The organism is Ekhidna sp. (assembly GCF_965221965.1).
Taxonomy (GTDB): domain Bacteria; phylum Bacteroidota; class Bacteroidia; order Cytophagales; family Cyclobacteriaceae; genus Ekhidna.
In genome coordinates this window covers 3,731,238-3,744,264 of record NZ_OZ244926.1, presented here as the reverse complement: position 1 = coordinate 3,744,264, position 13,027 = coordinate 3,731,238, and the positions used below count along the sequence as shown (strand labels likewise).

General features: G+C 43.2%; 11 protein-coding genes. 5 read left to right on the top strand and 6 right to left on the bottom strand.

Annotated elements, in window-relative coordinates; all coding sequences use genetic code 11:
* Positions 1 to 19: 19 nt before the first annotated feature.
* Together ACOQON_RS17440 and ACOQON_RS17435 are read left to right on the top strand one after the other, a co-directional pair.
* The gene (locus ACOQON_RS17440) at positions 20 to 1,993 is read left to right on the top strand and encodes an alpha-ketoacid dehydrogenase subunit alpha/beta (RefSeq protein ID WP_420576709.1); all 1,974 of its coding nucleotides are present in this window, start codon (positions 20 to 22) and stop codon (positions 1,991 to 1,993) included.
* Between the two features lie 33 nt (positions 1,994 to 2,026).
* Positions 2,027 to 2,470 (top strand): YybH family protein, encoded by a 444-nt coding sequence (locus tag ACOQON_RS17435; RefSeq protein WP_420576708.1) that lies wholly within the window; start codon positions 2,027 to 2,029, stop codon positions 2,468 to 2,470.
* A 6-nt stretch (positions 2,471 to 2,476) separates the two neighbouring features.
* On the opposite strand, the gene ACOQON_RS17430 is transcribed toward ACOQON_RS17435, so the two are convergent.
* Together ACOQON_RS17430 and ACOQON_RS17425 are read right to left on the bottom strand one after the other, a co-directional pair.
* A complete protein-coding gene (locus ACOQON_RS17430; RefSeq protein WP_420576707.1) occupies positions 2,477 to 2,872 on the bottom strand; it encodes a hypothetical protein in 396 nt (131 codons plus the stop codon).
* Between the two features lie 3 nt (positions 2,873 to 2,875).
* Positions 2,876 to 3,490 (bottom strand): porin family protein, encoded by a 615-nt coding sequence (locus ACOQON_RS17425; protein ID WP_420576706.1) that lies wholly within the window; start codon positions 3,488 to 3,490, stop codon positions 2,876 to 2,878.
* Between the two features lie 100 nt (positions 3,491 to 3,590).
* On the opposite strand from ACOQON_RS17425, the gene ACOQON_RS17420 reads away from it, so the two are divergent.
* Positions 3,591 to 4,565 (top strand): gliding motility lipoprotein GldB, encoded by a 975-nt coding sequence (locus ACOQON_RS17420; protein ID WP_420576705.1) that lies wholly within the window; start codon positions 3,591 to 3,593, stop codon positions 4,563 to 4,565.
* Positions 4,566 to 4,638: 73 nt separating this feature from the next.
* Here ACOQON_RS17420 and ACOQON_RS17415 read toward each other — a convergent pair whose 3' ends face one another.
* A complete protein-coding gene (locus ACOQON_RS17415) occupies positions 4,639 to 5,841 on the bottom strand; it encodes a glycosyltransferase family 4 protein (RefSeq protein WP_420576704.1) in 1,203 nt (400 codons plus the stop codon).
* A gap of 94 nt (positions 5,842 to 5,935) precedes the next feature.
* Positions 5,936 to 6,580 (bottom strand): endonuclease III, encoded by a 645-nt coding sequence (nth, locus tag ACOQON_RS17410; RefSeq protein WP_420576703.1) that lies wholly within the window; start codon positions 6,578 to 6,580, stop codon positions 5,936 to 5,938.
* 175 nt (positions 6,581 to 6,755) lie between these two features.
* Here nth and ACOQON_RS17405 point away from each other — a divergent pair, with 175 nt between their 5' ends.
* Positions 6,756 to 9,188, top strand: coding sequence for an outer membrane beta-barrel protein (locus tag ACOQON_RS17405; RefSeq protein WP_420576702.1), 2,433 nt, complete (start codon positions 6,756 to 6,758; stop codon positions 9,186 to 9,188).
* A gap of 63 nt (positions 9,189 to 9,251) precedes the next feature.
* Here ACOQON_RS17405 and ACOQON_RS17400 read toward each other — a convergent pair whose 3' ends face one another.
* Together ACOQON_RS17400 and ACOQON_RS17395 are read right to left on the bottom strand one after the other, a co-directional pair.
* Complete coding sequence (locus ACOQON_RS17400; protein WP_420576701.1) at positions 9,252 to 9,479, bottom strand: hypothetical protein; 228 nt, start codon at positions 9,477 to 9,479, stop codon at positions 9,252 to 9,254.
* A complete protein-coding gene (locus ACOQON_RS17395) occupies positions 9,454 to 10,053 on the bottom strand; it encodes an RNA polymerase sigma factor (RefSeq protein ID WP_420576700.1) in 600 nt (199 codons plus the stop codon). Before ACOQON_RS17395 ends, ACOQON_RS17400 begins: the two co-directional genes overlap by 26 nt.
* Before the next feature lie 178 nt (positions 10,054 to 10,231).
* Between ACOQON_RS17395 and uvrA the strand changes: the two genes are divergently transcribed.
* On the top strand, positions 10,232 to 13,024 hold the full coding sequence (gene uvrA / locus ACOQON_RS17390) for an excinuclease ABC subunit UvrA (RefSeq protein WP_420576699.1): 2,793 nt from the start codon (positions 10,232 to 10,234) through the stop codon (positions 13,022 to 13,024).
* Positions 13,025 to 13,027: the final 3 nt, after the last annotated feature.

Sequence of the window (13,027 nt, the reverse complement as noted above, 5' to 3'; positions counted from 1 at the left end):
ACTTCATATCACACAATTTATGAAATTCGATCGCAAGAATCGCACTAACGAAGAGCTTCTCGCCATACACAAGGCATTGGTCACCCCTCGATTGATCGAGGACAAAATGCTAATCCTTCTACGCCAGGGCAAAATCAGTAAATGGTTTTCCGGCATTGGACAGGAGGCCATTTCTGTAGGAGCAGCACTAGCCCTCAACAAAGAGGAGTACATCCTCCCCATGCACCGAAATCTTGGTGTTTTCACTTCAAGGGGTGTTCCGCTTCAGCGGCTTTTCTCACAGTTCCAGGGAAAAATGAACGGCTTCACTAAGGGTCGGGATAGAAGCTTCCATTTCGGAACACAGGATTACAATATCGTGGGAATGATCTCACATCTGGGGCCTCAAATGGGAATCGCTGATGGTATCGCTTTGTCCCACCTGCTGAGAAAAGAAGAAAAAGTAAGTCTTGTCTTTACCGGAGATGGCGGAACCAGTGAAGGAGATTTTCATGAGGCAGTAAACGTAGCTTCTGTCTGGAAGCTGCCTGTCATATTCGTGATTGAAAACAATGGCTATGGGCTCTCTACCCCCAGCCGAGAGCAGTTCAACTTTGACTCATTTGTCGTAAAAGGGCCAGCTTACGGAATGGAAGCCTACAGTGTGGAGGGTAACTCCATTTTGGAAGTATTAAATGAGCTGGAGCCACTGGTAGAAGACATTCGGAAGAATCCACGACCAATCATTTTCGAGGCAAAGACCTTTAGAATGAGGGGACACGAAGAAGCATCAGGAACCAAATATGTTCCGAAAGAGCTGATGGCAAAGTGGGCCAAAAAAGATCCTGTAAAAGCGTTTGAGAGCTTCCTGATCAAAGAGAAAGTTTGCACAAACGATGAGATTGGTGAAATCAGAAAAGCCATTCAAAAAGAAATTAGTGATGCGGTGAAAGAAGCCTTTGCTGAAGAAACCATTTCAGCAAACACTGAGACTGAACTAGCAGATGTTTATTTTCCGTTTGAGCAAAAGGTAATTGCTCCAAAAGGAAAAAAATCGTCTAAACGATTGGTTGACGCCATTTCAGATGGGCTAAGACAATCGCTGGAAAAACATCCCGAGCTTATCCTCATGGGACAGGACATTGCTGACTATGGTGGGGTTTTTAAAATTACCGAAGGGTTCATGGAGCAGTTCGGGAAAGAGCGCATTCGAAATACGCCACTCTGCGAAGCAGCCATTGTTGGGACAGGCCTTGGGCTAAGTATTGCCGGCATGAAAGCAGTCGTGGAAATGCAATTCGCCGATTTTGTCACCGAAGGTTTCAACCAAATCGTAAACAACCTGGCAAAGATTCACTACCGATGGGGACAAAATGCGGATGTGGTGGTGCGGATGCCGACAGGAGCAGGCGTTGGAGCAGGGCCTTTCCACTCACAGTCCAATGAAGCATGGTTTTTCCATACGCCTGGGCTAAAAATTGTTTATCCTTCCAATCCCGTAGATGCCAAAGGTTTGCTGGCTGCAGCGATAGAAGATCCAAATCCGTACATGTACTTTGAGCACAAAGCACTGTACCGCTCATTGACAGAGGATGTGCCTGATGCATACTATACGACTGAAGTCGGGAAGGCAGTCGTTTGTCATGAAGGTGATGATCTAACGATTGTCACTTATGGCATGGGCGTTCATTGGGCCATGCAATATGCAAAACAGGCCAAACATTCGCTGGAGGTCGTTGATCTCAGAACGTTGCTTCCGTGGGATAAGGAAACTGTAGCTGCATCGGTCAGAAAAACAGGAAGGGTTATGGTACTGCATGAGGATTGTCTCACCGGGGGCATTGGAGGAGAAATAGCGGCATGGATATCCGAACATTGTTTTGAGTACCTGGATGCACCGGTGATGAGAGAGGGCAGCCTGGATACTCCTGTTCCATTTGCGGCGGACCTGGAGAAGAATTTTCTACCCAATGAGCGGCTGGAGGAAAGACTGATCAGTCTTGTCAAATACTAATAGGGATAAAAAGCTTTTGATTGTTAATGGATCATGAAAGCATCCCACATATTCCTTTCAGCTCTGATCGTAATCATTCAGAGCTGCACAACCAATCAAAAACAAGATCCTGAGAGCCTCAAAGAGGAAATCGCACAGGCAGAAAAAGCTTTTAATAATTATGCTGCTGAGCATGGTGTCAAAGAAGCATTCTTAACCTTTGCCCATGAAAACGCAGTGCTAAATCGCCGAGACTCAATTATCGCCGGGAAAGAGGCGATTGCAAACTACTTCGATAATCAGACGCTCAAAAATGTCTCCTTGCAGTGGAAGCCTGATTTTATCGATGTTTCATTCAGTGGCGACATGGCATATACCTACGGAAAATATACCTTCAGTGCCATTGCACCAGACAGTACCACGATTAATGCATCCGGCATTTTCCATACAGTCTGGAAGCGAGATGAAAATGGCGAATGGAAGTATGTTTACGATTAATGGCAGCTATATAACCGCATAGATCAATAGCCCACCCAATAAAAAGCTAAATGGTGCCGTGAGCCTGACTCTTAATGGTGTGAGAAATCCTGCGCACCACAAGGCATACTGATGATGTACACGTCTTGGTACAAGATAAAGTACGCATGAGGTTGCGATCATGAAATAACCAAAAACGGTGAAATAAATCGGGTACCTCGAGAAGTCCGCATACACAACCAAAGAGATGGCAGGAATAAGCCTTAGAGTAATTTCTGCATAGTTTATCAGGTTGTTGCTGGCAGCCTTTTTAAGAATCGAAATCGCTTTGTTTGGAGCCCTAAACATAAGTATCCCGACAAAGATGATAAATAGACCAAAAGCCAATATTATCAACCTGGATAACTCATGTTGCCATTCCACTATTTAGAACTTCACACCTAAATCAATAGATAAAACGGTATTGCGAAGCTGTAGGTCACCAAACCCATCCGCTGCACCATTGACAACATTTACCAGCCCTCGTTGATAGGAAACGCCTCCAAAGATGGTGGTATTTATTCCGGCTCTGAATTCGATCCCTGCACCCAGAATAACAGGGATATCAATTGGTGTAAATTTTTCAACTGTGGTATAAGATGGGTCTTCTTCCTCATTGAAAACCAAAATCTCCAGCGCTGATCCAACCTGAAGAAACCCTTTGAGGTCGGGAGCAATTTCATTGGTGAAAAGCTTGAGTGTGGCAGGAATCTGCAAATATTGAAGCTTGTACTCTTCTTCAATGGTACCTGATGCATCCCTGAACGCCACACGCTTCGGAAGATAAATCAAACCTGAACTTAAAAAATAGGTGTCGGACAAAGTCTTATCTGCAATTAAGCCGACAGAGAACTTCATCTTCGAACCGTCATTTTCTACTGTTTGCGCATCATTTTTAGCACGGTTGGCAGCAACCACGGGTGCTAGCTTCAGACCCAGTTTGATTTGAGCCATGGAACCAAGAGATGCGAGGATAAAAAGAGAAAATATTAACTTCTTCATGTTCGTTATCTGATTTTGATTATTTCCATAAAGGCAAAAATTAGACCTCAATGAATGAAACAGGTTTACCCTGTTAAATTTGCCGTCAAAAATAGATAGTATGCGAGCAGTCCACCTAATGATTTGTATTGTTTTATTAGCTTCATGTACAAGTCAACCGTGCAGGGAATCGGTAGAGCCGGAAGCGGTAGTGCTTAGGGTTGAGCGATTGGAGCAAGAGCTTTTTGATAGCGAGTCTTCAGCTGAAGTAGAAGAATTTCTCCAAAACAATCCGGATTTTGCTCAGCTATTTCTTCATTCCGATCAATACCCTGCGGATTCTATTCTGGCAAATCGAATGTTTGGTTTGATCCAAAATCCATCGATTGATACACTGTATCAGGAGTCTGTTGCCACGTTTGAAAACTTTGATGATGTGGTAAAAACACTTGAAGATGGTCTTGGGAGATTGAAAGTGTATTACCCAAACGCTCCTTCGCCCGTCGTTCAGACATGTGTGACAGGATTATACAACGACCTTTTCATTTCCAATGAACACATCATGATTGGAATGGATTTTTTTGTTGGTCCCAATGCCACTTACAAGCCACAGCAAATTCCTAATTACATCCTCCAGCGATATACGATAGAGCATCTGGCGGCCAGCATACTTCAGTTCATCTCCAGCCAATACATTGCGAAAAGCAAGGGGGATGCAATGCTGGCAGAAATGATTGATTACGGAAAATCCTACTACCTCCTCGGAAAAATTCTACCCTGTACCCCCGGCAATATTTTGATTGGCTACTCCAAAGAAGAGTGGGAAGACATCTATGAGAATGATGCCATTATCTGGGCCAATTTTGTGCAAAACGAGTGGTTGTTTGAGACAGATCATACCATGAAGCAACGCTTTCTGGGCGAACGACCAAACGTTTATGAAATCGGAGATAAATGTCCGGGCAGAATCGGCAGGTGGGTTGGCTGGGAGATCGTAGAAGCTTACGCCGAAAGAACCGGTGCTTCTGTTCAGGATATCATGTCAGAAACGGACTTCAATAAAATTTTTACAGAATCTAAATACAAGCCGGGTTAATCCCCCTTTGAAGCGGTCCGACGATTCGGGGGGGTGAGATGGAAATGCGAGGTGGCAGGGGGATGTTTTCGCTCTAAGCCGTCAAAATATACACCTCAGAATCCGTCACCTCAAACTTGTATTCATTGTTGAGGATTTTTAAAAGCTTGGTGATCTGTATGTCTTTATCGTAGTAAAGCTCAGCAAGCTTTCTCCCGTTACGTTGATATTTAGCAAGCAGTTCAGGAGAGGCTAAAAATACTTTTAGCTTCCTTACAAATACTGTCTCGGAATGAGGGTCATGATGAAAGCCGCATCTGTTTTTACTAATCAGATTTTTGATCCACCCTTCAAAATTGATGATAGTGAGCTTCCCGGAAGCCAGAGAATCAAAAAGTTTGTTAGGACTTCCAGTACCCAGCACTTTCACATCCTTGAAGGATACATAGACAGCATCACTTTTATCGAGAAGGTTCTTCACACAATGCTTACTGGAATGCGGATAGAATGAAACATTCTTAAGTCGTTTGGCTAATGACTTCAATCGTTTGAGTTCAGAACCATACCCGATGATATTGAAGTGGACAGGCAGGCTTTCTTCTTTACACTGTCTTGCGGCATCAATCAGATATTCCAGGTGATTGGCTTTTCCAAGTGCACCGCAATAAGTAATCTGAAACCGGTTGTTGTCACTGAAAACACCAATGCTATAAGCGGCATCAAAAAAGGAGCAATCTGCCATATTCGGAATCACATACACTTTTGTATGTGGACTTACCTTTTCAATGTAATTTCTAATGGCTGGTGAAAGAGCGATTACCTTATCCGCCTCGAAGTAGAATTTCTTCTCCAGTGAATACAGCCATTTTTTAAGCCACTTGTTCTTGATGACTCCCATTTGAATTGGTGCTTCCGGCCACAAATCCCCCACTTCAAAATAATAAGGAAGGTCTAGTTCATTCTTTAGGTAGGTTGCTATAAACCCTGTGGTTAGTGGGGTCGTCATTACGTAAGCCAGATCATGCTTTGACAGCTTTTTAGCTTCCTTTTTGGCAAATCTCACGAAAAGAAAGAATGCCCAAAGTCGTTGAATGAACCCGAAGCTATTGTCATACACCACGGGTAGGTAGTGAACCTCAATTCCATCGACCTTCTTCACCTCATAGGCCGCATTGTGAGCCGTAATCATGGTCACTTCATGACCTGCATCTACCAATCCTTTCGCTAGATAATAAGACCTGATGGATCCCCCTTCTTCAGGAGTTTTGAAATACTGATGGACGTATAGAATTTTCATCCGTGCCTTAAATATGCATCCTTCCGGATTAAAATCAATTCCTCTTTCGAAGAAAACAATCTACTCATCGGTGACAAGTATGAAAATGAAGATTTTATATCCCGTTCCTCTCAAAGTATTTGCAAAAATGCGTGATCTCACATTTCTCACACATTGGCCTCCTGGCCAGGCACGTATATCGACCATGCAAAATCAACCAATGGTGCGCTCTTGAAACATATTCTTCCGGGATATGTCTTACAAGTTGCTTCTCTACCTCCAATGGAGTCTTAGCCGTTTGAGTAACCAGACCTAGCCTTTTCGATACACGAAACACATGGGTATCAACAGCCATGGCCGGTTGATTATAGAGCACAGATACAATCACATTCGCTGTTTTTCTACCCACCCCTTGAAGTGAAGTTAGCTCCTTGATGGTCGTCGGAATTTCTGAATTGAATTCTTCAACCAGTCTTTTACTCAGAGATAAAAGGTGCTTGGTCTTATTATTGGGATAGGATACACTACGTATATACGGAAACAACTCATCAAAATGGCTGGCGGCCATGTGTTCAGGTGTTGGAAAATCCTTGAACAAAGCAGGTGTCACTTTGTTGATTCGCTCATCGGTACACTGTGCGCTAAGCACCACAGCCACTAAAAGCTCGAATGGATTTCGGTACTTGAGCTCTGTTTCCGGCTCAGGAAAATTCAGAGAAAAATGAGATACGAAAGCTTCGAACCGTTCTTTTTTATTCATGGTATAAAGTGTCCGATTTTCAAAGGCTCCCCAATTTACATCAGATTTTGACCGTTTGTAAAAGCTTGCGTAAATCTTAACTCCAGGCAGCCCATAAAAACAACCATTTATCCAAAATACAGATTCATTTTATCTGTTGGCCGTTTATTCCTTTCAAAACCAAACTCAAAATAAAATGCGACTAATCACTACAGGGAAGCGATGGCTTCCTTTCATACTATTACTATGCCTGGGATCGGCTTATGCTCAAAGCGACCAGTCGGCCACCGTATCGGGAGTGGCCAAAGAACAATCAGGAAATCCACTGCAGTTTGCAACCGTGGTTTTAATGAACTCCGATTCTATCCCAATCAATGGAGCAGTAACCGATGAAAATGGAGCGTTTCAAATTTCAGCTCCTTATGCACAAAATGCGACACTGGTTGTTTCTTCTATCGGATTTCAGACCTACCAGTCATCCCCTTTCGATTTAAGCGAATCTCAGCCTCAAGTGGAAATGAATGACATTGTCGTTCAGGAAGACGCTGAGCTATTGGACGAAGTAGCTGTCACTGCGCTCCGGCCTCAAGTGGTCATGGAAGCAGACAAAATGGTCGTTTCTGTTGAGGGCACGGCTATGGCTTCCGGTTCAACTGCATATGAAGTGCTGGAAAAATCACCGGGTGTTTTTGTGGATCAGGATGGAAATATTCAGCTGAATGGAAGAAACAATGTGCGTATCATGGTGGATGGAAGACCATCTTACCTTTCAGCTCAGGAGCTCCGAAACCTTCTTCAGGGGATGTCTGCTGATAACATCAAACAAATAGAAATCATCGCCAACCCATCAGCCAAATATGATGCAGAGGGACAAGCCGGTATCATAGACATCCGATTGAAGAAAAATACAATGCGTGGAATTAACGGATCGGTAAATGCCGGAACCAGAAACAATGGTGAGCAGGGTTACAACGGAGGCCTCCAGCTCAATATGAAAACCGGAGACTGGAATTCATTTGTGACTGGAAACTATATGCGAAATCCGGGCGGAAGAGAAAACACGATGTACCGCGAGTTTAACGGGGCGCAATCCAGCTCGTTTGATCAGAGAGGTGAAGAAAACAGAATATTCGAAAGCCCATCTATACGTGTCGGAACTGATTATGACTTCTCCGAGAGACAGTCTATTGGTGCACAAATTGGATACTCAAGGTTTGAAGGTGACATAGATTTTTTTACCAGATCCTTTTTTGCAGGAGATACAAATGAAGACCCACTCGTAACGGCGAGAAACCTCACGGCATTCAATGTGGAAAACAAGTCGGCCAACCTTCACTATTCACTACAGTTTGATTCAGTAGGAACAAAAATGACAGCTGACTTTAATGTGATTGGCGTTTCGAATGATGGAGGGGCCACTTTCACAAACAGGTATTTTGATAACAATGAAAACCAAACCAGATCTGAACTTCTGGAAACAGTGAACCCAACTTCGTATGACATCATTTCCGGTCAGTTAGATTTTGAGATTCCACTTGGAAAGGGCAAGATTGAGACAGGAATAAAAGCAAGTAGCGTGACCTCAGATAATGATCTGCAATTTTATATGGTTGAAGGCAATGACCGAACATTAGACAATACACGATCCAACCATTTCATCTATGAAGAAAGGATATCGGCAGGATATGTGAGTTATGGAACTCAACTAGGAAAATGGACCGTGAAAGCCGGCCTACGAGGAGAGCATACAAAATCTGATGGTGAGTCGATCACGATTGATTCTGTTACCGTAAGAGATTACTTTAATCTTTTTCCTAGTTTATTCTTACAAAGGTCTCTTTCGGAAAACTATATGATCAACCTGAATTACAGTAGAAGAATTGATCGACCACAGTATCGAAACCTTAATCCTTTCATTTTCTATTTGGATCCCTACACATGGGCACAAGGCAATCCATTACTGCTTCCACAGTACACGCATTCGGTTCAGTTCACTCAAACCTTCAAACGACGATATAATTTGATTCTGGGATTTTCCCAAACGAAGCAATTTATCACAGAAGTACCTTTTCAGGATGTGGAAAACCTAACCACCGCATTCATTCAGTCCAATGTAGATGACTCGTATACCGTCAGCGCTAATCTGGTTTTACCATTCCAATTTACCGACTGGTGGACCATGAATAATAACCTTTCTGCCTGGCACCAGAACTTCACAACCTTCGTAGGGTTGGATGAAATCAGGAACAGCCAGACTTCATGGAATTTCCGATCCGGAAATACACTTAAGCTTGGCAAAAACACACGAGGCGAGGTGACATTTAATTACCGTTCCGCTATCGTGTATGGGTTATATCACCTCGATGCAAACTGGGGTCTGGATTTGGGGATCAAGAAGTCTCTTTTCAAAGGAAAGCTTGATGCAAGCTTAAACGCACGGGATATTTTCAAAACCCAACTGGTTGTCGGGTCCGCAGATATCGCACCAAATGTCAATTCATTTGATCAGTATTTCAACAGCCGTACAGTTGTGTTCTCCCTTTCATATCGCTTTAGCAAAGGGCAGAAATTCCAGTCTCGCAATCGAAACATCAATTTGGATGAATTGAATCGTACGGGAGGGCAATAAAAAATTAGGGGTGGGGCAATCAACTTGATCGCCTCACCTTTCAATTTCTACATCACGAAATGCTTACGCAGATTGTAAATTCTTCGAAGCGTAAAGAATTCTGGAAACAACATCATTAGGTGCTTTAAATGTAACAGCATCTAATGCAGATTTTGCTTCTTCCAGTTCGTCCAGTCTTGCTCGGAGTTCCATGTCAGCACACAGCGATTCCTTCATTTCTAATCGCTCGTCCTCATTTACCTCGTCGTATAGAAATCTTACTAAATCATCTTCTGTAAAGGTTTTTGTCATACGCGTTTTGGGTTTGCTCAAACTTTTTTCTCAAGTTTATCAAAGCATACCTCATCCTTCCTAGCGCCGTATTGATACTTACATCTGTTGCATCAGCAATTTCCTGAAAACTCATCTTCATGTAGTGTCGCATAACCAACACCTCACGCTGTGAGTCCGGTAAATCTTTGATGTAGGCTTTCAGAAGGTTGTAGGTATCTTGTTTGATATGTTCTTCTTCAATTGACGACTCAGAAAAATCAAGCGTATTAAACACGCTGCTTCCGTCCTCCATCACGATCATCGGATAGCGCTTCGCTTTTCTAAAGTGGTCTATAGACAGGTTATGGGCAATTCTCAAAATCCATGGTAAGAATTTTCCTTCCTCATTATACCTGCCGGATTTGATGGTACGAATAGCCTTAATGAAAACCTCTTGCAAGAGATCCTCAGCAGTGTACCTGTCTTTTACAATTAAATAAATGGTGGTAAAAACCCGATCTTTATGACGATTGAGGAGTTCCTCAAATGCCTCTTCGTTTCCGCCAATGTAGCGGGATAGCAAATCGCTATCATTCAAACTTGTCTTATTCATGTAATTCACCTGTTTGTTAACGTAGAGGTCTATATCATATTGTGGGGTTTAAGGTTTGAAATAATTTTAGCGGACAAGAATATAAAAATTCAACAACTCAGAAAAGTCTGCACCTTATTTTTGCGCGACTCGAACCGAATTTCTTTGTTAGTGTTTCATAGACAGGCGTACCCCTAAAATGGTTGGAAAAATCGACAATTTAGATCCCAAAGAATACATCCTGATTAAAGGAGCTCGGGTGAATAACCTCAAAAATCTGGATGTTGCCATCCCCCGAGATCAGCTTGTGGTGATTACGGGATTATCCGGTTCCGGAAAGTCATCACTTGCATTTGATACCCTTTTTGCTGAAGGACAAAGGAAATATGTAGAAAGTTTAAGCTCCTACGCCCGTCAGTTTCTTGGTCGGATGGAGAAGCCGGAAGTTGATTATATCAAAGGCGTAGCTCCGGCCATTGCCATTGAACAAAAGGTTTCATCAAGAAATCCACGATCCACCGTTGGCACAACCACAGAAATCTACGATTACCTCAAGTTGCTCTTTGCGAGAATTGGCAAAACCATTTCCCCGGTTTCAGGCAAGGAAGTAAAAAAAGATACGGTCACCGATGTAGTAGATTACATGCTTTCGCACGATGAAGGATCGAAGCTGATGGTCACCACTCCTTTAAAACAAAAGGAGAAACGGTCACTAACAAAAGAACTTGAAATCCTGATGAGTAAGGGCTATACCCGAATCATGATCGGTGATGAGGTGGCCTTCATAGAGGATGTGCTCAAGAACAAAGAGAAACCAAAGAAAGCCGTTGAAATTCTCATCGACAGGGCGGTGGTGCAAAACGATGAAGCCACCCAGTTTCGTTTAGCAGATTCAGTACAAACAGCCTTTTTCGAAGGAGAAGGAGACTGTTTTGTGACGATCGTTGGTAAGGGGAAAAAAGCATTTTCAGATCGGTTTGAACTGGATGGAATACTATTCGAAGAGCCTTCCGTCAATTTTTTCAGCTTCAATAATCCGTATGGTGCTTGCAGAAAATGCGAAGGTTTTGGCAGAGTGCTTGGCATAGATCCTGATCTGGTAATTCCGGATAGAAACCTTTCGGTATATGAGGGGGCCATCGCTCCGTGGAAAGGTGAAACCATGAAAAAATGGGCAGAGCCATTATTGAGAGATGGAATACGTTTTGACTTCCCGATTCACCGGCCTATTGCCGAACTTACACAAGAACAGTACGACCTCCTCTGGACCGGCAATGAATATTTTGATGGACTGAATAAGTTTTTTGCTCATTTAGAATCAAAGCTTCACAAGATCCAATACCGGGTGATGCTTTCTCGCTACAGAGGGAAAACTACTTGCCCGGATTGTAGAGGAACCAAGCTTCGCAAAGACGCAAGCTATGTTAAGATTGATAATCATTCCATTACTGATTTGGTCTTGATGCCCGTAAAAAAATTACGCCCATTTTTTGACTCCATTAAACTGAGCAAACACGATGAAAAAGTGGCTAAACGAATTCTTGATGAAATCAAAAATCGACTTTCCTATCTGGATCAGGTCGGGCTCGGATATCTTACTCTCAATCGGCTGACCAGTTCGCTTTCCGGTGGCGAGTTCCAGAGAATCAAATTGGCCACTTCACTCGGCAGTGCATTGGTCGGGTCTATGTACATTTTGGATGAACCAAGTATTGGGTTGCACCCTCGGGATACGGATCGTTTGATCGATGTGCTGAAAACTCTTCGTGATGTAGGAAATACGGTCATCGTTGTAGAGCATGAAGAAAAAGTGATGGAAGCTGCTGATCAGATCATAGACATTGGTCCGGATGCAGGTATCTACGGCGGAGAGCTGGTGTTCCAGGGGAAGACTTCCGAGATGAATGGTGAGACCAATTCTTACACCTCAAAATACTTACAAGGAAAGGAAACCATTCCGGTCCCGGAACGAAGAAGACCATGGAGATCTTCGGTACAAATAGAGGGCGCCAGAGAAAATAACCTAAAGAATATTGATGTAGAAATACCGCTTGGGGTACTGACAGTTGTTACGGGTGTAAGTGGTTCGGGCAAGTCTACTTTGGTTCGAAAAATTATTCACCCGGCAATTGGAAAGCAGCTTGGATTGATCGGAGAATCATCAGGGAAATTCACTAACCTGACAGGTAACTACAAGAAAATCACCCAGGTCGAGTTTATAGATCAAAATCCGATTGGAAAAAGCTCCAGATCCAACCCGGTAACCTATGTCAAAGCATACGATGCGATCCGTCAGCTGTTCTCTGAGCAGCCACTTTCGAAAACCAACAATTTCAAACCTGCCCATTTCTCTTTCAACGTAGATGGAGGACGATGCGAAGTATGTGAAGGAGAAGGCACGGTAAAAATCGAGATGCAGTTCATGGCTGACCTCCACTTAACTTGTGAAAACTGTGGCGGTAAGCGTTTCAAAAAAGAAATTCTGGAAGTCAAATACAACGACAAAAACATAGCGGATGTACTTGACCTTTCCGTGCAGCAGGCGTTGGAGTTCTTCGAAGGAAACAATGCAATCACTAACAAGCTGCAGCCCCTTTTTGATGTGGGTCTTGGCTATGTGAAACTCGGGCAAGGATCAAACTCACTCAGTGGTGGAGAAGCGCAACGTGTAAAACTGGCCTCCTTCCTATCAAAAGGAAGCAAGACCAACAACACGGATCACATCCTTTTCATTTTTGATGAGCCAACAACAGGCCTCCATTTTCACGACATCAAAAAATTATTGGATGCCATCAATGCATTGGTAGATGGAGGTAATTCCGTGGTAATTATCGAGCATAATACCGAAGTGATTAAAAATGCTGACTGGATCATTGACCTTGGGCCAGAAGGAGGAGAAGAAGGTGGTAATGTGTGTTTTGCTGGCACGCCTGAGGAAATGATCAAACTCAAGGATAATTACACCGCTCAATATCTGAAAGAGAAACTCTAGAAG

Bases quoted from the DNA above. Each gene is read 5' to 3' on its own strand.
- ACOQON_RS17405 (WP_420576702.1), top strand. From the start codon at position 6,756: ATGCGACTAATCACTACAGGGAAGCGATGGCTTCCTTTCATACTATTA.
- ACOQON_RS17395 (WP_420576700.1), bottom strand. From the start codon at position 10,053: ATGAATAAGACAAGTTTGAATGATAGCGATTTGCTATCCCGCTACATT.
- ACOQON_RS17425 (WP_420576706.1), bottom strand. From the start codon at position 3,490: ATGAAGAAGTTAATATTTTCTCTTTTTATCCTCGCATCTCTTGGTTCC.
- nth (WP_420576703.1), bottom strand. From the start codon at position 6,580: ATGAATAAAAAAGAACGGTTCGAAGCTTTCGTATCTCATTTTTCTCTG.
- uvrA (WP_420576699.1), top strand. From the start codon at position 10,232: ATGGTTGGAAAAATCGACAATTTAGATCCCAAAGAATACATCCTGATT.
- ACOQON_RS17400 (WP_420576701.1), bottom strand. From the start codon at position 9,479: ATGACAAAAACCTTTACAGAAGATGATTTAGTAAGATTTCTATACGAC.
- ACOQON_RS17415 (WP_420576704.1), bottom strand. From the start codon at position 5,841: ATGAAAATTCTATACGTCCATCAGTATTTCAAAACTCCTGAAGAAGGG.
- ACOQON_RS17435 (WP_420576708.1), top strand. From the start codon at position 2,027: ATGAAAGCATCCCACATATTCCTTTCAGCTCTGATCGTAATCATTCAG.
- ACOQON_RS17440 (WP_420576709.1), top strand. From the start codon at position 20: ATGAAATTCGATCGCAAGAATCGCACTAACGAAGAGCTTCTCGCCATA.
- ACOQON_RS17420 (WP_420576705.1), top strand. From the start codon at position 3,591: ATGCGAGCAGTCCACCTAATGATTTGTATTGTTTTATTAGCTTCATGT.